The sequence below is a fragment of the Pseudomonas sp. NPDC089428 genome (assembly GCF_044749325.1).
Taxonomy (GTDB): Bacteria; Pseudomonadota; Gammaproteobacteria; order Pseudomonadales; family Pseudomonadaceae; genus Aquipseudomonas.
In genome coordinates this window covers 556,911-578,697 of record NZ_JBIVHT010000002.1, presented here as the reverse complement: position 1 = coordinate 578,697, position 21,787 = coordinate 556,911, and the positions used below count along the sequence as shown (strand labels likewise).

25 protein-coding genes are annotated in these 21,787 nt (G+C 62.7%); 11 read left to right on the top strand and 14 right to left on the bottom strand.

Annotation, left to right across the window (positions count from 1 at the left end; genetic code table 11):
* Nucleotides 1–138: 138 nt before the first annotated feature.
* The 4 genes from ACIPZ5_RS05995 to prlC form a co-directional block, all read right to left on the bottom strand.
* The gene (locus ACIPZ5_RS05995) at nucleotides 139–1,197 is read right to left on the bottom strand and encodes a PA0069 family radical SAM protein (RefSeq protein WP_400807255.1); all 1,059 of its coding nucleotides are present in this window, start codon (nucleotides 1,195–1,197) and stop codon (nucleotides 139–141) included.
* Nucleotides 1,198–1,263: 66 nt separating this feature from the next.
* Entirely contained in the window at nucleotides 1,264–3,258 is a 1,995-nt protein-coding gene (locus ACIPZ5_RS05990; RefSeq protein ID WP_400807252.1) for a M3 family metallopeptidase, read from the bottom strand.
* A 136-nt stretch (nucleotides 3,259–3,394) separates the two neighbouring features.
* A complete protein-coding gene (locus ACIPZ5_RS05985) occupies nucleotides 3,395–3,676 on the bottom strand; it encodes a YheV family putative zinc ribbon protein (RefSeq protein ID WP_085676601.1) in 282 nt (93 codons plus the stop codon).
* The gene (gene prlC / locus ACIPZ5_RS05980; RefSeq protein ID WP_343594702.1) at nucleotides 3,673–5,760 is read right to left on the bottom strand and encodes an oligopeptidase A; all 2,088 of its coding nucleotides are present in this window, start codon (nucleotides 5,758–5,760) and stop codon (nucleotides 3,673–3,675) included. Before prlC ends, ACIPZ5_RS05985 begins: the two co-directional genes overlap by 4 nt.
* Before the next feature lie 66 nt (nucleotides 5,761–5,826).
* Between prlC and ACIPZ5_RS05975 the strand changes: the two genes are divergently transcribed.
* The gene (locus tag ACIPZ5_RS05975; RefSeq protein ID WP_313711037.1) at nucleotides 5,827–6,375 is read left to right on the top strand and encodes a gamma carbonic anhydrase family protein; all 549 of its coding nucleotides are present in this window, start codon (nucleotides 5,827–5,829) and stop codon (nucleotides 6,373–6,375) included.
* 20 nt (nucleotides 6,376–6,395) lie between these two features.
* On the top strand, nucleotides 6,396–7,046 hold the full coding sequence (locus tag ACIPZ5_RS05970) for an HAD family hydrolase (RefSeq protein ID WP_400807322.1): 651 nt from the start codon (nucleotides 6,396–6,398) through the stop codon (nucleotides 7,044–7,046).
* A 40-nt stretch (nucleotides 7,047–7,086) separates the two neighbouring features.
* Here ACIPZ5_RS05970 and ACIPZ5_RS05965 read toward each other — a convergent pair whose 3' ends face one another.
* A complete protein-coding gene (locus tag ACIPZ5_RS05965) occupies nucleotides 7,087–8,169 on the bottom strand; it encodes an aminopeptidase (protein ID WP_400807248.1) in 1,083 nt (360 codons plus the stop codon).
* A 67-nt stretch (nucleotides 8,170–8,236) separates the two neighbouring features.
* Between ACIPZ5_RS05965 and ACIPZ5_RS05960 the strand changes: the two genes are divergently transcribed.
* Both ACIPZ5_RS05960 and ACIPZ5_RS05955 read left to right on the top strand, forming a co-directional pair.
* Nucleotides 8,237–8,650 carry a hypothetical protein gene (locus tag ACIPZ5_RS05960; RefSeq protein WP_261942153.1) on the top strand — a complete coding sequence of 138 codons (414 nt, stop codon included), beginning with the start codon at nucleotides 8,237–8,239 and terminating at the stop codon, nucleotides 8,648–8,650.
* 55 nt (nucleotides 8,651–8,705) lie between these two features.
* The gene (locus ACIPZ5_RS05955) at nucleotides 8,706–9,119 is read left to right on the top strand and encodes a hypothetical protein (protein WP_400807246.1); all 414 of its coding nucleotides are present in this window, start codon (nucleotides 8,706–8,708) and stop codon (nucleotides 9,117–9,119) included.
* 33 nt (nucleotides 9,120–9,152) lie between these two features.
* On the opposite strand, the gene ACIPZ5_RS05950 is transcribed toward ACIPZ5_RS05955, so the two are convergent.
* Nucleotides 9,153–9,386, bottom strand: coding sequence for a DUF1161 domain-containing protein (locus ACIPZ5_RS05950; protein ID WP_027917153.1), 234 nt, complete (start codon nucleotides 9,384–9,386; stop codon nucleotides 9,153–9,155).
* A 73-nt stretch (nucleotides 9,387–9,459) separates the two neighbouring features.
* Nucleotides 9,460–9,885 (bottom strand): OsmC family protein, encoded by a 426-nt coding sequence (locus tag ACIPZ5_RS05945; protein ID WP_060507803.1) that lies wholly within the window; start codon nucleotides 9,883–9,885, stop codon nucleotides 9,460–9,462.
* 154 nt (nucleotides 9,886–10,039) lie between these two features.
* Between ACIPZ5_RS05945 and ACIPZ5_RS05940 the strand changes: the two genes are divergently transcribed.
* A complete protein-coding gene (locus ACIPZ5_RS05940) occupies nucleotides 10,040–11,044 on the top strand; it encodes an LLM class flavin-dependent oxidoreductase (RefSeq protein WP_400807243.1) in 1,005 nt (334 codons plus the stop codon).
* A 113-nt stretch (nucleotides 11,045–11,157) separates the two neighbouring features.
* Here ACIPZ5_RS05940 and ACIPZ5_RS05935 read toward each other — a convergent pair whose 3' ends face one another.
* A complete protein-coding gene (locus ACIPZ5_RS05935) occupies nucleotides 11,158–11,379 on the bottom strand; it encodes a DUF1161 domain-containing protein (RefSeq protein WP_400807240.1) in 222 nt (73 codons plus the stop codon).
* A 105-nt stretch (nucleotides 11,380–11,484) separates the two neighbouring features.
* Entirely contained in the window at nucleotides 11,485–11,700 is a 216-nt protein-coding gene (locus ACIPZ5_RS05930) for a dodecin (protein ID WP_103448359.1), read from the bottom strand.
* A gap of 150 nt (nucleotides 11,701–11,850) precedes the next feature.
* Here ACIPZ5_RS05930 and ACIPZ5_RS05925 point away from each other — a divergent pair, with 150 nt between their 5' ends.
* The gene (locus tag ACIPZ5_RS05925; protein WP_261942149.1) at nucleotides 11,851–12,174 is read left to right on the top strand and encodes a YqjD family protein; all 324 of its coding nucleotides are present in this window, start codon (nucleotides 11,851–11,853) and stop codon (nucleotides 12,172–12,174) included.
* On the opposite strand, the gene ACIPZ5_RS05920 is transcribed toward ACIPZ5_RS05925, so the two are convergent.
* Entirely contained in the window at nucleotides 12,171–13,067 is an 897-nt protein-coding gene (locus tag ACIPZ5_RS05920; RefSeq protein ID WP_400807237.1) for a LysR family transcriptional regulator, read from the bottom strand. The genes ACIPZ5_RS05925 and ACIPZ5_RS05920 overlap by 4 nt on opposite strands.
* A gap of 110 nt (nucleotides 13,068–13,177) precedes the next feature.
* Between ACIPZ5_RS05920 and trpB the strand changes: the two genes are divergently transcribed.
* Both trpB and trpA read left to right on the top strand, forming a co-directional pair.
* Nucleotides 13,178–14,395 carry a tryptophan synthase subunit beta gene (trpB, locus tag ACIPZ5_RS05915; protein WP_400807235.1) on the top strand — a complete coding sequence of 406 codons (1,218 nt, stop codon included), beginning with the start codon at nucleotides 13,178–13,180 and terminating at the stop codon, nucleotides 14,393–14,395.
* Nucleotides 14,392–15,201 carry a tryptophan synthase subunit alpha gene (trpA, locus tag ACIPZ5_RS05910; protein WP_400807232.1) on the top strand — a complete coding sequence of 270 codons (810 nt, stop codon included), beginning with the start codon at nucleotides 14,392–14,394 and terminating at the stop codon, nucleotides 15,199–15,201. The genes trpB and trpA overlap by 4 nt, the downstream gene beginning before the upstream one ends.
* Nucleotides 15,202–15,312: 111 nt before the next feature.
* On the opposite strand, the gene ACIPZ5_RS05905 is transcribed toward trpA, so the two are convergent.
* The gene (locus tag ACIPZ5_RS05905) at nucleotides 15,313–15,645 is read right to left on the bottom strand and encodes a DOPA 4,5-dioxygenase family protein (RefSeq protein ID WP_400807231.1); all 333 of its coding nucleotides are present in this window, start codon (nucleotides 15,643–15,645) and stop codon (nucleotides 15,313–15,315) included.
* Between the two features lie 55 nt (nucleotides 15,646–15,700).
* Between ACIPZ5_RS05905 and ACIPZ5_RS05900 the strand changes: the two genes are divergently transcribed.
* Entirely contained in the window at nucleotides 15,701–16,246 is a 546-nt protein-coding gene (locus tag ACIPZ5_RS05900) for an NAD(P)H-binding protein (RefSeq protein ID WP_400807228.1), read from the top strand.
* Nucleotides 16,247–16,379: 133 nt separating this feature from the next.
* Here the strand turns inward: ACIPZ5_RS05900 and ACIPZ5_RS05895 are convergent, their stop codons facing one another.
* Entirely contained in the window at nucleotides 16,380–17,279 is a 900-nt protein-coding gene (locus ACIPZ5_RS05895; RefSeq protein ID WP_400807225.1) for a choline sulfate utilization transcriptional regulator, read from the bottom strand.
* 108 nt (nucleotides 17,280–17,387) lie between these two features.
* Between ACIPZ5_RS05895 and betC the strand changes: the two genes are divergently transcribed.
* The gene (gene betC, locus ACIPZ5_RS05890; protein WP_400807223.1) at nucleotides 17,388–18,905 is read left to right on the top strand and encodes a choline-sulfatase; all 1,518 of its coding nucleotides are present in this window, start codon (nucleotides 17,388–17,390) and stop codon (nucleotides 18,903–18,905) included.
* A gap of 14 nt (nucleotides 18,906–18,919) precedes the next feature.
* A complete protein-coding gene (gene choX, locus ACIPZ5_RS05885; RefSeq protein ID WP_400807220.1) occupies nucleotides 18,920–19,855 on the top strand; it encodes a choline ABC transporter substrate-binding protein in 936 nt (311 codons plus the stop codon).
* A 130-nt stretch (nucleotides 19,856–19,985) separates the two neighbouring features.
* On the opposite strand, the gene aroE is transcribed toward choX, so the two are convergent.
* Nucleotides 19,986–20,810 (bottom strand): shikimate dehydrogenase, encoded by an 825-nt coding sequence (gene aroE / locus ACIPZ5_RS05880; protein ID WP_027917139.1) that lies wholly within the window; start codon nucleotides 20,808–20,810, stop codon nucleotides 19,986–19,988.
* Nucleotides 20,811–20,835: 25 nt separating this feature from the next.
* Nucleotides 20,836–21,747 (bottom strand): oxygen-dependent coproporphyrinogen oxidase, encoded by a 912-nt coding sequence (gene hemF, locus ACIPZ5_RS05875; RefSeq protein WP_110638928.1) that lies wholly within the window; start codon nucleotides 21,745–21,747, stop codon nucleotides 20,836–20,838.
* Nucleotides 21,748–21,787 lie beyond the last annotated feature (40 nt).

Sequence of the window (21,787 nt, the reverse complement as noted above, 5' to 3'; positions counted from 1 at the left end):
ACTTAATTCGAAGGCTCTAGAACGGGTGTTCCAGATCGGATAGGCGGGAATTGAATAATAGCAAAAAAGCATCAACTGCCAAGAGCCATTAGCATAATTATCATCTCGGATTAGCTGAGCTGGGGATGGCCACTGTCATCAGAACAATGCCATCTGCCCACCCGGCGGGCAGAACGCCGAGCAGTCCAGAGACTGCGCCTCGCGCCCGGCAAAATCCAGGCGCTTCATGGCCTTGGCAAAACGCTGCGCCAACAACTCGGCAAAAATTCCTTCGCCACGCATTCGCGCACCAAAGCGGCTGTCATACAACTCGCCACCCCGGCTCTGGCGAATCAGGCTGAGCACATGGGTGGCCCGCTGCGGGTAATGGTCCTGTAGCCACTGTTCGAATAATGGCGCCACTTCCAAAGGCAGGCGCAGCATCATGTAGGCAGCGCTCTGCGCGCCCGCTTCCTTGGCAGCCTCCAGCAAACGTTCCAGCTCGCTGTCGTTGATCATCGGGATCATCGGTGAACACAGCACACCCACCGGCACACCGGCCTCGCGCAATACGCGAATGGCCCGCAACCTGGCACTGGGTGACGCCGCGCGCGGCTCAAGCACCCGCTTGAGGTCATCGTCCAGGGTAGTGAGGCTGATCATCACCCGGGCCAGACGCTGGCTGGCCATTTCGGCCAGCAGGTCGAGGTCGCGCAATACCAGCGCGCCCTTGGTGACGATGGTCACCGGGTGCCGAAACCGCAGCAGCACTTCCAGTATCCGCCTTGTCAGTTGCTGCTCCCGCTCGATCGGCTGGTAAGGGTCGGTGTTGGAGCCCAGGTTGATGGGTGCACAGACGTAGCCCGGCTTGCTCAGCTGTTGCGCAAGCACTTCGGCTGCGTTGGTCTTGGCAATCAGCTTGGTCTCGAAATCCAAACCTGGAGACAGATCCCAGTAGGCATGCGAAGGGCGGGCATAGCAGTAGATGCAACCATGCTCGCAACCTCGGTAGGGATTGATCGAACGGTCGAAGGGGAGGTCGGGGGAAGTGTTGCGGCTGATGACCGATTTCGCCGTCTCGATGCGCACCTCGGTACCCTGGGTCTGGGGCACCTCCTGGTACCAGCCGTCGTCCTCCGCCACCGAATGGTTGGGTGCGAAGCGGTTATGCGGATTGTGAGCCGTACCACGGCCCTTTAACGCTGCTGGAGGTATCATCGCCAACCCCTGATACTGTATTCATATACAGTATCTGCATCCCTGCGATATGACCAGCCCCTCCGGTCAGGACACGGCGTGCCAGCGCAAATAGGCTTGCTGGTTGGGCGAGCGCCCGAGGAAAGTTTCCAGCCCCTCCCTCAGCGGGCGTGACGCACCCGGCTCGAACAGCGCCTCTTGCAATGCCTTGCCTGTGGCACGGTCCAGCAAGCCATTGGCTTCGAAGCGGGTAAACAGGTCGAATGCATGAACATCGGCCCATAGGTAGGCATAAAAACCTGCATCGTAACCAGTGACCAGGTGATCGAACGCATGGGCGGGCCGTTCGAAATCAGCCAACGGCCAATACCCACAACGCTCGCGCGCATCGGCCAGGCGCTGAGCCAGGCTTCTGCCGTCCAACGGCGTGTCATGCAGGTCCAGATCGAAAAGTGCCAGGCTCAGCTCACGGCCGGTGTCGCCTATATCGGCTTGGCGATACTGCACCAGGTAGCGTTCAGCCTCGGACTGGCTCATGCCGCTGCCATCCGGGCGCGGCGTGGCAATGGAGGCCAGGTAGCGTGCATTCCACACCCAACGCTCGAACAACTTGCCGAAAAGCTCCACACCATCGGTACCCAGCTCGGTCACGTTGGACATGACATGGTTGCCGGTGCGTACCAACAGGTGATGCAAGGCGTGACCGAACTCGTGATACAGCTTGCGCAGCGACAGGTGGTCCAATAGCGGCTCGGCGCCCGCCAGTGCAGCTGGAATATCACTGTTCACCACCACCACCGCTGCGTGATAGATACCCTCGGCATCCACCCGGCGGTTACGGACATAGTTGGTATACACCGCATCGGCCTGCTTGCCGGCATGCTGAACTGCATCCAGGTAGAAGAAACCAACACGAGCGTGATCCTGCCAAACCTCGAAGGTCTGCACGCTAGCGTCCCACGTCGCCAGTGCCACGGGCCGCAGCTCAAGGGCAAAGAGTCGCTGCGCCAGGTCCACCAGGGCCGCCACTACGGTTTTCAGCGGGAAGTGCTCGCGGAACTCGGTGTCAGCCTGCACCTCGCCGCCACGGTTCTGTAGATAGCCAACATCCCAGGGTTCGACCTGTTGCAGGTGTTGAACCACTGCCTGTCGTTGAAGACCCGCACGCCATTGCTCCAGCGCAGGGCGCAGATCCTTTGCCAGTGCATACAGAAATTCGCGTACCTGACTGGCCGAGCCGGCGCTCTTGGCAAGCAGGCTGAGGTCGAGGTGACTGGCGTAGCCCAACAAACGGGCTTTCTCGTCCAGCAGCTGCGCCAACCGCTGCAGGTGGGTACCGTTATCCAGTTCCGCGTCGCTACTTACACCGCGCAGGTGAAAGGCGCGATAAACCCTTTCGCGTAGCGGGCGATGCTGCGCCTGGTTTAGAACTGCCTCGGTGACTGCGGTTTCACAAGCAATGAGCCAGCCCTGTTCCCCAGCCGCTTTAGCCTGTGCCGCCAGCTCCTCGCGCAGCCTTTGCGGCAACCCCTGCAACTGCGCCTCGTTTGCAATCAGCAGCCCAGGCCGGCCTATATTGGCCAGAAAGGTTGCCCGCAGCGCGCCAATCTGAGCCTGCAACTGGGCAAGACGGGGTTTGTCCTGTTCTGCCAGCGCGGCGCCGCTTATAGCAAACTTGCCGAGGTGCCAGCGCAGGGTGGCACGCTTGGCGGCATCCAGATTCACGCCGTTGGCCGTGTTCGACAAGCGCTCATACAAGACCTGCAGCCGGCTGTTGCAGAACTTCTGGTCGAAGCGCGTTACCGTCTTGTCGAAATAGCTGCCGAATGCCTGCCCCCAGTCAGCGCCCTTGCCCACAAGTGGCAAACAAGCGTAGAGCACTGCCAGTAGCTGTGCGTCCAGGCCATCTACCGCCAGCACCAGGTCGTCCCAGGTAGGAAGGGCCTGCTGCCGCTCGATGATCCGCGCAATGCCTTGCTCATGCGCCTCTAGCACGTAATCGAAGGCGTCAGCCATGTTTTCGAGGGTAATCGATGGATAGTCGACCGGAATTTGGCTGCTTTGCAGGAGAGGGTTGTCCACGGTACTTCACCTTGCTCATGTCGAGGAGCAAGCGAGCATGCATGGCTGGCGAGTGGGAAATGGCCTGAGTATCTACTACCGGCGAGCAGCATGGGGATGCCTGCCTGGGCACATGGCCCAGGCAGGCAAGACGGCTTCATTCAGCCGGTTTCTTCAGCTTCGGGTTAGGGAAGAACTGCACGGTCTGGACCTTGGCCGGCGCCGCCTTCGGCGCCAGCTGGTTAACCCGCGTACCGAGCTCCTTGGGCACCGACAGGCCCTGCTCGTTGAGGGTGTCGGTGAAGCCACAGGCCACGCACTCGCGATGCGGCACGTCGTCTTCGCTCCACATCATCAGCTTGTCGGGCTCGCTGCACGCCGGGCACACCGCCCCGGCGATGAAGCGTTTCTTGGTCTTGTTCACAGCTACCTCGGTCATGCCGCAGCGTCCTCGGTCAGGCCACTGTGGCGCAGCAATGCATCAATGGAAGGCTCACGCCCACGGAAGTCCACGAACAGCTCCATGGGTTCACGCGAGCCGCCGCGGGCCAGGATCGCTTCGCGGAACGCACGGCCGGTCTCGGCATTCAGCACGCCCTCTTCCTCGAAGCGCGAGAAGGCGTCGGCCGACAGCACTTCAGCCCACTTGTAGCTGTAGTAGCCCGCCGCATAACCGCCAGCGAAGATGTGCGCGAAGCTGTTGGGGAAGCGGTTGTACGCTGGCGGGCGCATCACCGACACCTCGTCACGCACACCTTCGAGCACCTGCAGCACACTGCGGCCATCGCCGTGGCTGGCGTGCAACTCGAAGTCGAACAGCGAGAACTCCAGCTGACGCACCATCATCATGCCGGACTGGAAGTTCTTCGCCGCCAGCATCTTGTCCAGCAGGTCCTGGGGCAAGGCTGCACCGGTTTCGTAATGGCCGGAGATCAGCGCCAGGCCTTCCGGCTCCCAGCACCAGTTTTCCATGAACTGGCTCGGCAGTTCGACCGCGTCCCAGGCCACACCGTTGATGCCGGAAACACCGGCGTGCTCGATGCGGGTCAGCATGTGGTGCAGACCGTGGCCGAACTCGTGGAACAGCGTGGTGACTTCATCGTGGGTCAGCAGCGCAGGCTTGCCAGGTGCGGCCGGGGTGAAGTTGCACACCAGGTTGGCGACCGGGCTCTGCAGCTCGCCACCAGCCGTGCGCCGACGGTCGCGGGCGCCGTCCATCCAGGCACCGCCACGCTTGTTGGCGCGGGCGTAGAGGTCGAAGAAGAAGCGGCCGACGTGCTGGCCGTTTTCCTTGATCTCGAACAGGCGTACGTCCGGGTGCCAGCTGTCGAAGCCCTTGAGTTCGGCGATCTCGATGCCGTAAAGGCGCTGGACGATGCTGAACAGGCCGCTGAGTACCTTGTCGATCGGGAAGTAGGCGCGCAGGGTTTCCTGCGACACGCTGTAACGCTGCTCGCGCAGCTTCTCGCCGAAATAACCGGCGTCCCAGCTGGCCAACTCAGGGCAGCCTTGCTCGGCGGCGTAGGCCTTGAGCTGCTCCAGGTCCTGGGCGGCAAACGGCTTGGAGCGCTTGGCCAGGTCACGCAGGAAGCTCAGCACCTGGTCGCTGGACTCGGCCATCTTGGTCGCCAGGCTCAGCTCGGCGTAATTCTTGTAACCCAGCAGCCCGGCCAGTTCCTGGCGCAGGTCGAGGATCTGCTGCATCACCGGGCCGTTGTCGAACTGGCCGGCATTCGGGCCCTGGTCCGAGGCACGGGTGCAGTAGGCGGCGTACAGCTCTTCGCGCAGGGCGCGATCGCTGGCGTAGGTCATCACCGCGTAGTAGCTGGGGAATTCCAGGGTGATCAGCCAGCCGTCAAGGCCCTTGGCCTGGGCGGCAGCGGCCATCTGCGCCTTGGCCGAATCGGTCAGGCCGGCCAGCGCGGCTTCGTCGGTGACGTGCTTGGTCCAGGCCTGGGTGGCGTCGAGCAGCTGGTTGGAAAAACGGCTGCCCAACTCGCTCAGCTTGCTCTGCACTTCGGCATAACGCTGCTGCTGGTCGGCCGGCAGGTCGATGCCCGACAGGCGGAAGTCACGCAGGGCGTGGTCGAGGATAGTCTTCTGCGCCACGTCGAAGCTGGCAGCCTCCGGGCTGTTGACCAGCGCCTGGTAGGCGTCGAACAGCGCACGGTTCTGGCCCAGTTCGGTAGAGTAGGCGCTCAGCGCTGGCAGGCAGGACTCGTAAGCCTCCCGCAGTTCCTGGCTGTTGCACACCGCATTGAGGTGGCTGACCGGGCTCCAGGCGGCGCCCAGTCGGTCGTTCAGTTCGTCCATGGCCAGCACCAGGCCAGCCCAGGTAGGGTTGTTGCCCTGCTGTTCGAGGATCTCGGCAATGGCTTTACGGTTGTCGGCCAGGATCGTTTCGATCGCCGGCAACACGTGTTCGGCACGGATTTGCGAGAAGGGCGGCAGATCGTAGGACTGCAGAAGCGGGTTGTTCGCACTCACGGTTCGGATACCTTGGCAGGAGAAACACTGCCCCATCTTAATTACAATCGACGCCGACCGCAGCAGGCAGCCTGCCTATCGGCACAGATGAGAGACGCTATCATGGCCATCCGCAGCTTCCAGCAACACACTCCGAAAGTGGGACTTCGGGCTTTCGTCGACCGTTCGGCGGTGGTCCTGGGCGATGTTGAAATCGGTGAAGACAGCTCTGTCTGGCCACTGACGGTGATCCGCGGCGACATGCACCGCATCCGCATCGGCGCACGCACCAGCGTGCAGGACGGCAGCGTGCTGCACATCACCCACGCAGGGCCCTTCAACCCCGACGGTTTTCCGCTGATCATCGGTGACGAGGTGACCATCGGCCACAAGGTCATGCTGCATGGCTGCACCCTGGGCAACCGCATCCTGGTCGGCATGGGCAGCACCATCATGGATGGCGCCATTGTCGAAGACGAAGTGATCATCGGTGCCGGCAGCCTGGTGCCGCCCGGCAAACGCCTGGTCAGTGGCTACCTGTACATGGGCAGCCCGGTGAAACAGGTCAGGCTGCTCAGCGAACAGGAGCACGCCTTCTTCCCTTACAGCGCCGGCAACTACGTCAAGCTCAAGGACCAGCACCTGGCCGAAGGCTACGACCAAGCGCAATGAACCCGACTACCGAGACGAACATGCACCAGCAGAACATCCTCTTCGACCTCGACGGTACCTTGACCGACCCGCGCCTGGGCATCACCCGCTCGATCCAGTACGCCCTGGCCAAGCTGGGCATCGACGAGCCCGACCTGACCCGCCTCGAACACTTCATCGGCCCACCTCTGCTGCAGGCCTTCATGCAGTTCTACAGCTTCGATGAGGCCAAGGCGTGGCAAGCGGTGAACTTCTACCGGGAACGCTTCCGTGTCACCGGCCTGTATGAAAACCTGGTGTTCGAAGGGGTGCCAGCGCTGCTCGAAGCACTCAATGGCCAGGGCCGCACGCTGTACATCGCCACCTCAAAACCCTGGGAATTCGCCCGGGAAATTGCCCGGCACTTTGCTTTCGATCACCACTTCAAGGTGATTTACGGTAGCGAGCTGGATGGCACGCGGACCAACAAGGTCGAGCTGATCCGCCACCTGCTGGACGCGGAAGGGCTGGATCCGGCGCAGACGCTGATGATCGGCGACCGCAAGCATGACCTGATCGGTGCCCACAGCAATGGCTTGCAGGCGGTGGCGGTGGGGTACGGGTTTGGCAGCCAGGAAGAGTTGCAGGCCGAGGCGCCAGCCTTCCACTTCGCGACCGTGGCCGATATGCATCAGGCCTTTATCCAGGCCTGAGGGCCATGGGGCTGCTTTGCAGCCCCAAGATCCCCCAGGTTCACATCAACCGCTGCAACGCCGCCTTCCTGTCAGCAGCTGGCAATCTGCCAAGCTGCTCGACCCGTTCATAAAACCGCGCCCAGTCCCCATTCACCTCCCGGAACAGGGCCGCAAACGCCGGTACCCACTGGTCATATAGCCCGAACGGCAACAGCTTGGCATTGCTCAATGGCGCATAGATCCAGGCGTCATAGCGTTTGTCCCCGTGCCACTGGCTGTCCCGCACCTGCTTGTATTCACGCCGCAAACGCTCGAACTCTGCCTGCTTGGCCACCCGCTTGTGCGCATCGTCCAGCGGCCCGGCATAGATCGCCTGCAACCGCTCGCGGCTGGCCAGCACCAACCGGGTGAACTGGTCGCTGCGCTGCGACTGCTCCGCATCGATCGCTGCAAGCCCACGCGCTGCGCGCCATTGCCGCGTGCCCTCCTGCTCGACGAAGGTGGCAAATGACTCGTTGAACTCGGTGTCGTCCTGAACATAGAAACGCTGATGGGCCAGCTCATGGAAGATCAGCGTGGCCAGCCGCTCATCCCCCCAACCGACCATCGACGAGAGGATCGGGTCATCGAACCAGCCCAATGTCGAGTAGGCTTCAACACCGCTCACGTAAACGTCCCGGCCCTGCTGGCGCATCAACGCCGCAGCACCACGCGCAGCACCCTGGCGGTAATAGCCGCGGTAGGCGACGCAGCCAGCGACAGGGAAGCAGTGTGTCACTGGTTGCAGTGAAAGCTCCGGTGTGGCGAACACGTTCCACACCACATAGGGGCGTTGCAGATCGGCGTAGAGCCGGTAGCTGCGATTGTCAGGCAACTTGAGCTGGTCGCTGGCAAACACCCGCGCTTCTTCGGCATGGGTGAGGCGGATGCGTAACTGCGGGCTGCTGGCCGGGTCGGCGATCACTTTGTCCACAGGTTGGCGTGCCCGCAACAGCTGCCATTGCCCCTCGGCCAACTGGGAGTAATACCCCACAGTGCTGCAACCGTTCAGCAGAAAGGCACCCAGCAGCGGAACCAAAGGCCTGAAAAGGCGGTCGAGTGGCCCAGGGCCTGAGCGCTTGAAAAGAACAAAGAGATCCATCTGGGGCTATCCATCTCGCTCATGGCCGATGCGCTTCAAGACTATCTCGCCAAGGGGGAGTTTCGCCATGCGTGCACTGTTGGTCATCGGCTCAATGCTGCTGGTTTCTGCCTGTTCGACCCTGCCGGACCCGGACCCGAACCTGGCCTGGGTAGACCTTACCCCCTACGGCGAAACGTCGCTGGACGCGAAACAGGTGGATGAGCGCGACTGGGCCGACAGCCGCTACTTCGAAGTGCAGCCCGGCAGCCACGAACTGACCGTGCGCTACCAGTTTCCGGTGACGCCGAGCAACATCGGCCCGGTCGACGCGCCACTGTGGCGTGATTGCCAGGTCAAGCTGACCTTCAAGGACTTCAGCGCCGGCCAGCGCTACCAGCTGCAAGCCGGCAGCATTGGCTTCCGCCCTTGGATCAAACTCTACGACCACCAGCAGAAACTACTCAGTCAGGGCCTGCCAGCCGGTTGCCAACGCACCTGAACCGCACAAACGGCGCTATGCTTGTAACCCGTGTATCGCGAGTGGGAGTTTTGCCATGCGCCAGCCCATGATGCTGATCGCCCTCAGTGCACTGGGGGCTTGCGCCAGCCCCTTGCCACCTGTCGACCCCAGCAAGGCGTGGGTCGATCTCTACACCGTCACCCCAGGGCGCATACTGATGGCCGACCGCCTGGATGGCCAGCGCCTGGAGGATGGCCGCTACTTCCAGATAACTCCTGGCAAGCATGAACTGGTGGTGCGGTTCGATTACGAAATCTATGCCGGCGGCATGCTCACCAGCCCCAAGGAACGCACCTGTTACCTGACCGTGCGCTTCGATGACTTCAAGGCTGGCGAACGCTATCGCCTGGAGGCGCGGGCGCCGGTCATGGACCCGCAGGTGCTGCTGTACGACGCCAGCCGCAATGTGGTGGTCAACGAGCCGAGCGACGTGTTCTGCATTCCGTAACAAGCACTGGGGCCGCAATGCGGCCCCAGTCATTCAACGATCGTTTTTCTGGTAGATGATCTTCTTCGTCCCGCCATCACAGGTGCCGACGATCATGTTCTGATCCTTGACCTCACTGTTGGGCACGATTTCCAGGGTATAGGACGTCACACCCTGGGCCTGGATCTTGGCTTCGATCTCAGCCTTGAGTTCTTCGCACGGTTTCACCGCCGCCAATGCAGAAGTGGCCACAAGCGAAGCCAGCACGGCGATTGCTACGCGAATCATGGAACGGCTCCTGAAATGGCAGCTGCGCTGCCGACGCTGTTTAGACTACAGCAAAGCGTCGCCGTTGCGCCGTCTAGCCCACCAATGCAGCGTCCAGGCTTATCTTGGCGTTGAGCACCTTCGACACCGGGCAACCGGCCTTGGCCTTGTTGGCGATTTCGAGGAACTGCGCCTCGCTGGCCCCCGGCACCTTGGCCTTGAGGATCAGGTGCACGGCGGTGATGGCAAAGCCGTCGGGTTGCTTGTCCAAGGTGACTTCGGCAATGGTATCGATGCGGTCCGCGGTGAGTCCTGCCTCACCGAGCATCATCGACAGCGCCATCGAGAAACAACCGGCATGGGCCGCACCGATCAACTCTTCCGGGTTGGTCCCCGGCGAGCCCTCGAAACGGGTGTTGAAGCCATAGGGGTTCTGTTTGAGTGCGCCGCTTTCGGTGGAAAGCAGGCCTTTGCCATCCTTCAGGCCACCTTGCCAGATCGCCGATGCTGTCTTTTTCATGATGCCTCCTGGTCATAGGGTTACTTACCTACGTTTACGAGGTCATAGTCCTACGGCAAGTTCAGAGCAATCGCCTAATGAGCATTGAATACGGCGAATGTGCCCATACAGAGTCAACAAGGCCTCCGGGCCAACCACTCTTGCGGAGGCTCCAATGACGCAGTTGCGTGACCTGAAGATATCCACCCTCGACCTGGTGCCGGTGCGCGCCGATAAAGGCCCGGCGCAATCGCTGCACAATTCGCTGGACCTGGCCCGGCATGTCGAGCGGTTTGGCTATAACCGCTTCTGGGTGGCTGAACACCACAACATGGACGGTATCGCCAGCTCGGCCACTTCGGTACTGATCGGCTATCTGGCAGGTGGTACTTCGACCATTCGCGTCGGTTCCGGCGGCATCATGCTGCCCAACCATGCGCCGTTGGTGATCGCAGAGCAGTTCGGCACATTGGCCAGCCTGTACCCCGGACGTATCGACCTGGGTCTGGGCCGTGCGCCAGGCTCTGACCAGATGACCGCCTACGCCCTGCGCCGCGACCGCGCAGGCAGCGCCGACGATTTCCCGGATGATGTCGAGGAGCTGTCGCGCTACCTGGGCCCACGTACCGATGATCAAAAAGTGATCGCCGTTCCCGGCCACGACACCAACGTCCCCCTGTGGCTGCTCGGCTCAAGCCTGTTCAGCGCCCAGCTGGCCGGTATGCGCGGCATGCCGTACGCCTTTGCCTCGCATTTCGCGCCGCGCCTCATGCATGAGGCAATCCGCATCTATCGCGACCATTTCAAGCCGTCGACCACGCTGGACAAGCCCTATGTGATGCTGGGGATTCCGATGGTGGTGGCGGAAACCGACGAAAAGGCTGAATACCTGGCCACCTCGGTGTACCAGCGCATCCTGGCGTTGATTCGCGGCCAGAGCCTGATGCAAAAGCCCCCTGTACCGAGCATGGACGGCCTGTGGCTACCCCATGAACGCGATGCCGTTGGGAGTTTCCTGGGCCTGGCGATGATCGGCAGCCCGCAGAAGGTCAGGGCCAAGGTGGAGGTACTGCTGGCGCAGACCGGAGCGGATGAGCTGATCTTTACCTGCGATTTGTATGAACATGCAGACCGGATTCGGTCATATGAGCTGATGGCGCAGGCCCTCAAGGCCGAGTGACCTTCTTCGCGGGTAAACCCGCTCCCACAGGCATAGCGTCGCCTTCGAGGGCTGTGCAGTACTTGTGGGAGCGGCGGTTCGGCGCCCGATTCACCCGCGAAGAATGCAACGCATCAGCCACGGCGGTAGACAATTTCCTTGCGACCTGCCTCACAAGTACCGATAACCTTGCCAGCCGGTTCGCCTTTGTTGACGATCTCCAGCTTGTAGCCCTTCACACCCTTGGCATCCAGCTTCGCTGCGATCTCCGCCTTGAGCTCTTCGCACGGTTTCCCGGCCGCCATCGCACCGCCCGTCAGCACCATCAAGCCCACCGCCAGCACCAGTTTCTTCATCGATCGCATTCCTTGTACAGATGAGAAAAGACCAAAAGGGCGCCGCCAAGGCGCCCTCCGGAGTTATAACGCCATCACGCCGGGCTATTCCAGCCCGGGAATGTTTCAGCTGTTGGCGATGCGGAAACCAACCTTCAACGTAACCTGAAAGTGCGCCGCCTTGTTGTCGCGGATATGGCCACGGGTATCGACCACTTCGAACCATTCCAGGTGCTTGATGCTCTTGCCGGCTTCGGCCAAGGCATTGTTGATCGCCTCTTCGATGCTGGTGTGGGACGAACCCACCAGCTCGATCTTCTTGTAGGTGTGATGATCGGTCATGAGCGCTCTCCTTGGGTGACGGTCAGATTGAGCCTAGCAGCGCAGGCCTGGTTTACCTGCGAGCCATCGCCGTTCAGTAAAGTTCGATCGCACTTTCCCGCAGCCCGAGAGTCGCAATCCTTACAGTCCATACTGCAAAGGAGAGTCAACATGCACCGCAACTCGCTGCGTAAAACGTCCCTGGAAAGCATGGAAGCGGAGATCGAAAGCCTGCTGAAAAGCCTGGAGAACCTGAAGCACGATGCCTCCGAGGAAACCCAGAAGTCAGTAAAGGCGATGCGCAGCAACGCCGAAAGCGCGCTGCGCCATTCGCGCAGCCTTATCAGCGATGCCTATGAGGAAGTCAAAGAGCGCACCCGCCAGACCGGCATCGCCACCCGCGACTACGCCCAGGAGCACCCGTACACCACTGCTGGCGTTGCCATTGGCGCACTGGGCCTGCTGGCGGCGTACCTGCTGTGCAAGCGCAGCTAAGCGCTTTGCCTGGCCAGCTCGGCGCGTAGCCATTGCGCCAGTTGCTCGGCGCGCCCATCTGCGGCGCGCCGCGGCACCCACAGCGCCAGCGCGGCAGGGGTCGGTGAAAAGCCCCACGGCGCACTCAAGCGTCCCGCTCGCAGGTCGTCGGCAACCAGTGGTTGCGGGGCGATCGCCACCCCCAGGCCGGCAACCGCAGCCTCCAGCAAGTAATACAGATGCTCGAAGGCCTGGCCATACTGCAATGCGTTCACCTCCAGTCCTTGTTCTGCCGCCCAGGTTGGCCAGGCCTGCGGGCGTGAGGTGGTATGCAGCAGGGCTTCGTCCAGCAGGGCCTTGGCAGGTGCCGCCTGCAAGCGGTCGAAGCCGGCGAAGTGCGGGCTCAGCACCGGGCCGATGCGCTCCTGCGCCAGCACGTGCACTTGCATGTCCGCAGGCCATGGCGGTTCGGCATACACCAGCAACGCATCCAGCCCGGGCCTGCGCGGGTCAAGGTCGCCTTCACCCGCCGACAAGTGCAGGCGCAGCTCGGGCAGGTCTGCCTTCAATCGCCCCAGGCGGGGGATGAACCAGCGCGCCAGCAGGCTGCCGGAACACCCCAGCACGAATGGCGCCTCGCTCACATCCCGGCTCAACTCGGCGCACACACTGCGCAGGCGGTCGAACGCCTCACCACTGGCGTCACGCAGGCGCATCCCGGCATCTGTGAGTTTGATGCCACGCCCGTCCTTGACGAACAGAGCCACACTCAGGTGCTCTTCAAGCACCTTGATCTGCCGGCTGACGGCACCATGGGTGACGTGCAGCGCTTCGGCCGCCTGGCTGACGCTGTTGAGCCTGGCAGTGGCCTCGAAGGCCCGCAGGGCGTTGAGGGGAGGGAGGTCGTGGGCCATGTTACCTGTGAGTTTTTCTGACAAGTTTGCGCAATCTTATCGGTTTTCAGCCGGGCTTGCCGTGGTTAGAGTAAAGCCCATCACTCATTCATTACGCCCTGGAGCGCCCCATGACCCAGTCCCAATACCGTCCCGGCCCCGACGCCAACGGCCTGTTCGGCTCGTTCGGCGGCCGCTACGTGGCCGAAACCCTGATGCCGCTGGTGCTGGACCTGGCCCGCGAATACGAAGCGGCCAAGGCCGACCCCAAGTTCCTCGAAGAACTGGCCTACTTCCAACGCGACTACATCGGCCGCCCAAACCCGCTGTATTTCGCCGAGCGCCTGACCGAGCACTGTGGCGGCGCGAAGATCTTCTTCAAGCGTGAAGAGCTCAACCACACCGGCGCGCACAAGGTGAACAACTGCATTGGCCAGGTGTTGCTGGCCAAGCGCATGGGCAAGAAACGCCTGATCGCCGAAACCGGCGCCGGCATGCACGGCGTGGCCACCGCCACCGTGGCTGCGCGCTTCGGCCTGCCTTGCGTGATCTACATGGGCGCCACCGACATCGAACGCCAGCAGGCCAACGTATTCCGCATGAAGCTGCTGGGCGCCGAGATTGTCCCGGTCACCGCGGGCACTGGCACGCTGAAAGACGCCATGAACGAGGCCCTGCGCGACTGGGTCACCAACGTCGACGACACCTTCTACCTGATCGGCACCGTGGCCGGCCCGCATCCGTACCCGGCGATGGTCCGCGACTTCCAGTCGATCATCGGCAAGGAAACCCGCGCCCAGCTGCAAGAGCAGGAAGGCCGCCTGCCAGACAGCCTGATCGCCTGCGTTGGCGGTGGCTCCAACGCCATGGGCCTGTTCCATGAGTTCCTCGAAGAGCCAAGCGTACAGATCATCGGCGTCGAAGCGGGCGGCCACGGCGTGCACACCGACAAGCACGCCGCCAGCCTGAATGGTGGTGTACCCGGCGTGCTGCACGGCAACCGCACTTACCTGCTGCAGGACGAAGACGGCCAGATCACCGACGCCCACTCGATTTCCGCCGGCCTTGACTACCCAGGTATCGGCCCGGAGCACGCCTACCTGCACGAAGTGAAGCGCGTCGAATACGTCAGCATCACCGACGACGAAGCACTGGATGCGTTCCACGCCACCTGCCGCCTGGAAGGCATCATTCCGGCCCTGGAAAGCTCCCACGCCCTGGCCGAAGCGATCAAACGCGCACCGAACCTGCCCAAGGACCACCTGATGGTGATCTGCCTGTCCGGCCGCGGCGACAAAGATATGCAAACCGTGATGAACCACATGGCAGCCCAGGAGAAACAGGCATGAGCCGTCTTGAACAACGCTTCGCCGAGCTGAAGGCCGAAGGCCGCTCCGCGCTGGTCACCTTCGTCACTGCTGGCGACCCGGGTTATGACGCTTCCCTGCAGATCCTCAAGGGCCTGCCGGCAGCCGGCGCCGATGTGATCGAGCTGGGCATGCCGTTCACCGACCCGATGGCCGATGGCGTGGCCATCCAGCTCGCCACCCTGCGCGCCCTGGAAGCTGGCCAAACCCTGGCCAAGACCCTGCAAATGGTTCGCGAGTTCCGTGTGGATAACCACACCACGCCGATCGTGCTGATGGGTTACTACAACCCGATCCACCGCTTCGGTGTGGATAAGTTTGTCGCCGAAGCCAAGCAAGCCGGCGTCGATGGCCTGATCATCGTCGACCTGCCACCTGAGCACGACGCCGAGCTGGCCACCCCGGCCCAAGCCGCAGGCATCGACTTCATCCGCCTGACCACCCCGACCACCGACGATGCGCGCCTGCCGCGTGTACTGGAGCGCAGCTCCGGGTTCGTCTACTACGTGTCGGTAGCAGGCGTGACCGGTGCCGGCTCGGCGACTACCGAGCACGTGACCGAAGCGATTGCCCGCCTGCGTCGGCATACCGACCTGCCGATCAGCGTTGGTTTCGGCATTCGTACCCCGGAGCAGGCTGCCGCAATCGCGCGCTTGGCCGATGGTGTGGTGGTGGGTTCGGCGCTGGTCGACAAGATCGCCCAGGCCAAGGATGCCGGTCAGGCAGTGAACGATGTATTGAGCCTGTGCTCGGCACTGGCTGAAGGCGTGCGCGGCGCCCGCCGCTAAACCGCATCGCCTGCTTCGCGGGTCAAGCCCGCTCCCACAGGTTCACTGCAGTCTTACAGATTGCAATCAACCTGTGGGAGCGGGCTTGACCCGCGAAGAGGCCGGCATAGGCTATCCACCGAAGATCGACAGATTCAAAGGCCGCACAGCCCCCATCCAGATCGCATGGTCCCGGTGATCTGCCAGCTCATCCCCGGTCAGCGGATGCAGAAACACCACCAAGCCTTTCCGATACAGCGCCAACCACGGCAACACCACTCCCACGAATTCCGGCTCGAAGGCCAGCTGGCAGCTCCAGTCCGGGTGCGGCCCGACTGGTTTCTGGTGCATGCGCCCCATGGTCACGGGAAACAGCCGCGCCGCCTCCTCGCACAGCTCGCGGGCCTGCTCGAGGGTGAATGCGTCATAGTAAACGTGGGCATGGTAACCCTTGATCCTCTGCACGATAACTCCTGATTGCGGTCCAACCTTCACCCCCACTTGCAAAGGGAGTGATGCGGTGAAAAATGCCGAAACCCCAGTGTTCAAACTGGTTTTGTTCGGGGCTGAAAGCAGCCTGGGCAATGCCCTGATGGTTGAGCTGCTGGCGCGCCAGCACGAGGTCATTGCGGTGGTCGACGACCTCAACCGCCATGCGCCCCGCCCTGGCCTGCACTTCAAGATAGGCGGGTTGGGCAATGCCGACCAGGCTGAGCAGGGTGCGGCTGGCGGGTCAGCGGTGATTGCCTTGCTGGCGCAGGGAGATCTGGCAACGCAGGCGCGGATGAGCGAAGCGCTGATGGCCGGGCTGGCCCGCACGACTATACGCCGGCTGTTGCTGGTGGGCGATTTCGACGTGCTGGATGCGCCGGGCCAGTACGCCGAGTTTGAGCGTGAATGGGCTGATCAGGTGGTCGACAGGCTGCAGCGCAGTGCGTTGCGCTGGACGTTGATCAACATGCCGCCAACGCTGGCGGGTGAGGGCTTGGCACGTGTGGCGGCGGGTATGGTGGACATCCTGGAGCTGGACCTGCATCGGGGCGAGCATTTGAACTTCGTGGTCTAGATTGCCGGGGCTGCTTTGCAGCCCATCGCCGGCAAGCACGGTTCCCACAGGTACTGCATTGTTCTTGAAACCGGTGATTCACCTGTGGGAGCCGCGCTTGCCGGCGATGGGCCGCAAAGCGGCCCCGGGGATATCACAGGCTGCGCTCTTGCTCCAGCCAGTCCACAAACCGCTCGATCAACGCCCCACGCCGCTTGCGCGGCGGCAGCACCGCGTAATACCCCCGCGCCGAGCGCAAACTGCCCTGCAGCGGACGGCACAACAACCCTTGTTCCACCAGCCCATCCACCAGGTGCGCCCAGCCAATCGCCACCCCCTGTCCGGCAATTGCCGCCTGAATCAGCAAGGTGTAATTGTCGAACCGCAACTGCCCCGGCGGCGGCGGGCTGGCCACGCCAAACCCGCGAAACACCCCCGCCCAGTCAAACCAGCGGCTGGCCTGTTCACCCCGCAAATGGAGCAGCGGCAACCGTTGCAAAGCCTCGGCTGACAAGGGTTTGCCATGAGTCAGCCGCGGGCTGCAGACCGGGAAAACCTCCTCATCGAACAACCAGCGGCTTTCGCCCTGGTGAAAGCGCCCATCGCCAAACAGCACCGCCACATCAATATCTGGGCGCAGCATCCCCTGGCTGCGCTCGCCGGTCACCAGGCTCACGTCCACCTGTGGATAAGCCTCATGAAAGCGCTGCAGCCGTGGCATCAACCAGAACGCCGCAAAAGCAAAGTCGGTGGCTACCTGCAACACTTCACGCTGGCCTCGCCCACTGGCCAGGACAATGCCGTCGTCCATGGCCTGCAGGCCTTGATGCACTTGCTCGAACAGCAGCTGGCCCGCCTCGGTCAGCTCGATGCCGCGGTAGATCCGATCGAACAGACGTGTACCCAGCTGTGCCTCCAGGCGCTTCACCTGCTGGCTCACTGCCGGCTGGGTGGTACCCAGCGCCAATGCCGCTGCGGTGAAGCCGCGCAGCCGGGCAGCCGCCTCGAACACACGCAAGGCATCCAGCGACAATTCGGCAAGGTGGTCAAACATAAGCTCAGCTAATCCCAGGCATTGCCCGCCATGGGCTTTACCCATGTTATCCACAGTCGCATCTTGGTAGGCAAGCGGTTCGCATAATCCTCAACGATGGAAGCCACCATGACGCGCCCGAATATCCTGTTCATCATGGCCGACCAGATGGCCGCGCCCTTGCTGCCGATCTACGGCCCTTCGCCGATCCACATGCCACACCTGAGTCGCCTCGCCGAGCAGGCAGTGGTGTTCGACTCGGCCTATTGCAACAGCCCCCTGTGCGCACCATCACGCTTCACCCTGGTCAGCGGCCAGCTGCCAAGCCGTATAGGCGCCTACGACAACGCGGCCGATTTCCCCGCCGACGTGCCGACTTATGCACACTACCTGCGCCGCCTGGGCTACCGCACAGCACTGTCGGGCAAGATGCACTTCTGCGGCCCGGACCAGTTGCACGGCTACGAGGAGCGCTTGACCAGCGATATATACCCGGCCGACTACGGTTGGGCAGTGAACTGGGATGAACCCGACGTGCGCCCGAGCTGGTACCACAACATGTCTTCGGTGCTGCAGGCCGGGCCTTGCGTGCGTACCAACCAGCTGGATTTCGACGAAGAAGTGCTGTTCAAGGCGCGCCAGTACCTCTACGACCATGTGCGCGAGAACGATGGCCGGCCGTTCTGCCTGACCGTCTCCATGACTCACCCACACGACCCGTACACCATCCCCAAACGCTACTGGGATCGCTACCAGGCTGTGGATATCCCCATGCCCCGCGCCGAACTCAGCCAGACCGAACTCGACCCCCACTCGCAACGCCTGCTCAAGGTCTACGACCTGTGGAACAAGCCTCTGCCTGTGGACAAGATCCGCGACGCCCGTCGCGCCTACTTCGGCGCCTGCAGCTATATCGATGACAACATCGGCCAGCTGCTGCAGACCCTGGAAGAATGCAACCTGGCCGACGACACAGTGATCGTGTTCTCCGGTGACCACGGCGACATGCTTGGCGAGCGAGGGCTCTGGTACAAGATGCACTGGTTCGAGATGTCGGCTCGTGTCCCGTTGCTGGTACACGCGCCCCAACGCTTCGCCGCAAGCCGAATCAGCGCCTCGGTATCGACCTGCGACTTGCTGCCGACCCTGGTCGAACTGGCCGGTGGCGCTGTGGATAACCATCTGCACCTGGACGGCCGCTCACTGCTCGGCCATCTGCAAGGGCAGGGCGGCCATGACGAGGTGATCGGCGAATACATGGCCGAAGGCACCGTCGGCCCGCTGATGATGATCCGCCGGGGGCCGTACAAATTCGTGTACAGCGAAGACGACCCCTGCCTACTCTATGACCTGAGCCGCGACCCGCATGAGCGGGAGAACCTCACCGGCAGCCCGGACCATCAGGCGCTGCTGCAGGCATTTGTCGATGAAGCACAGCAGCGCTGGGACATCCCCAGCCTGCGCCAGCACGTTCTGGCCAGCCAGCGCCGCCGCCGCCTGGTGGCCGAGGCGCTGGCCATCGGCGAGCTGAAAAGCTGGGACCACCAACCCTTGGTGGACGCCAGCCAACAGTACATGCGCAATCACATCGATCTCGACGACCTCGAGCGCAAGGCACGTTATCCACAGCCCGCACCCATGGCTTGAGAAGAGAGGCCGCCATGCACAAGTTCTCCACCGCCGTATTCGCCCTGGCTCTGCCTCTGGCTCTAGCCACCGCCACGGCCCATGCCGCCGACGGCGACGCACAATGCAGCACCGTGAAGATGGCCGACCCCGGCTGGAGCGACATCGCCTCGACCAACGCCGTAGCCCGGCTGCTGCTGGAAAGCCTGGGCTACCAGGTGAAGATCGACAGCCTGGCGGTGCCGATCATCTACGGCGGCCTCAAGGACGGCAGGGTCGATGCCTTTCTTGGCAACTGGATGCCGGCGCAACAGGGTTTCCATGACAAGTTCATCGCCAATGGCGATGTGCAGCAGCTGTCGCGCAACCTGGAAGGCACCGAATTCACCCTGGCGGTACCAGACTACGTGTGGAATGCGGGGGTGAAAGACTTCGCCGACCTGCAAAAGCACGCCGACCAGTTCGACAAGAAGCTTTACGGCATCGGCTCCGGCGCGCCAGCGAACCTGTCGCTGAAGGAAATCATCGACAAGAACGACTTCAACCTGGGGCAGTGGAAGCTGGTGGAGTCCAGCGAGCAGGCGATGCTGGCGCAGGTGGATCGGGCGGTGAAGAAACAACAGTTCATCACCTTCCTCGGCTGGACACCGCACCCGATGAACGTGAAGCTGAAAATGCACTACCTGACTGGCGGCGAGAAGTGGTTCGGCAGCAAGGGCGAGGTGTTCACCCTGACTCGCAAGGGTTATCCACAAGCCTGCCCGAATGCGGCGAGGCTGCTGGGGAACCTGAGTTTTACCCTGGACATGGAAAACACCATCATGGCCGAGGTTGTGGATAAGAAGATCAGCTTTGACGAAGCGGCCAAGGCTTGGGTGAAGCAGCATCCCGAGCGGCTGGAGGGGTGGTTGGCGGGGGTGACCACCAAAACCGATGGCAATGCCCTGGAAGCTGTCAAAGCCAAGCTCTGACTACCCCTTTGTGTAAATCTTGTGGGAGCGGGCTTGCCCGCGAACACCGGCAGAGCCGGTGCCAGGCTCCGCGGTGGCTTCTTCGCGGGCAAGCCCGCTCCCACAGGTACTGTGGCAATCCCGGAAGAGATCAGCCCCGGGCGAGCTGCCGGCGCAGTTCAGCCAACACCGGTGCCGTATCCGGGCGCACCCCGCGCCAGATGAAGAAAGCTTCAGCCGCCTGCTCGGCCAGCATCCCCAGCCCATCCAGCACCTTGGCCGCTCCCAGCTTCTCAGCCCACTGACAGAACGGCGTCGGTTCCTTGCCATACATCATGTCGTAGCACACCGTGCGCCCCGCCTCGACCAGGCTGTCGGCAATCGGCGGCAACTCGCCGGCCAGGCTCGCCGAAGTGGCGTTGATGATCACGTCCACCGGCTCCTGCAACCAGGCAAACCCGCTGGCCACCACAGGCCCCAGTTCATCGAACTCCCGCGCCAGCTGCTCAGCCTTCTCCAGCGTACGGTTGGCAATCACCAGCGACTGCGGCTGATGCGCCAGGATCGGCTCCAGCACGCCGCGCACGGCGCCACCGGCCCCGAGGATGAGAATTCGCTTGCCGGCCAGTTCGACCCCGGCATTGACCGTCAGGTCGCGCACCAAGCCAGCACCGTCGGTGTTGTCGCCCTGCAGCGTGCCGTCAGCCAGCTTGCTCAGTGTGTTCACCGCACCCGCACGCTGGGCACGCGGCGTCAGGCTGTCGCACAGGCGGTAGGCTTCTTCCTTGAACGGTACGGTGACATTGCCGCCACTGCCTTGCTTGAAGAAGCCGCGCGCGCAATCGCTGAATTCGTCCAGCGGCGCCAGCAGCGTGGCGTATTCCAGGTCCTGGCCGGTCTGTTCGGCGAACAGACGGTGGATCAACGGCGACTTGCTGTGGCCGATAGGGTTACCGAAAACAACATACTGGTCCATGACGATTCCTTGTTTATCCACAGGCTTACTGGCCAAGCCAGTCGCGGTCCTGCAGGAAGTATTCGGTCAGGCGCGCTTCTTCGCTGCCGGGCGCGGCCTTCCAGTCGTAGCCCCAGCGCACTTGCGGTGGCAGCGACATGAGGATCGACTCGGTGCGGCCACCGGACTGCAGGCCGAACAGGGTGCCACGGTCGTAGACCAGGTTGAACTCCACGTAGCGGCCGCGGCGATATTCCTGGAACTCGCGCTGCTGCGGGGTGAAGGGAGTGTTCTTGCGGCGCTGGACAATCGGCAGGTAAGCCTCGACGTAGGCATCGCCGATGGCACGCAGGAAGGCGAAGCAGGTGTCGAAGTCCCACTCGTTCAGGTCATCAAAGAACAGGCCGCCGATGCCACGCGGCTCACCGCGGTGCTTGAGGTGGAAGTAGCGGTCGCACCAGGCCTTGTAGCGCGGGTACACGTCGGCGCCGAACGGCGCGCAGGCCTGCTCGGCCACACGGTGCCAGTGGATGCAGTCTTCTTCATTGCCGTAGTACGGAGTCAGGTCGAAGCCGCCGCCGAACCACCAGACCGCTTCTTCACCTTCCTTTTCGGCGATGAAGAAACGAACGTTGGCGTGGGACGTGGGCACATGCGGGTTGTGCGGGTGGATCACCAGCGACACGCCCAAGGCCTCGAAACCACGGCCCGCCAGTTCGGGGCGGTGAGCGCTGGCCGAGGGTGGCAGGCCGGCGCCGAACACGTGGGAGAAGTTGACCCCGCCTTTCTCGATCAGCTTGCCATCACCGATCACCCGCGTGCGGCCCCCGCCACCGGCTTCGCGCACCCAGGCGTCCTCGACGAAGCGGGCGCCACCGTCTTCGGCTTCGAGGGCAGAGCAGATGCGGTCTTGCAGGTCGAGCAGGTAGGCTTTCACGGCCTCGGTGCGGCTAGTCATCGGGTCACCAGGAACGGGCAGGGAAGAATTCGCCGCGTAG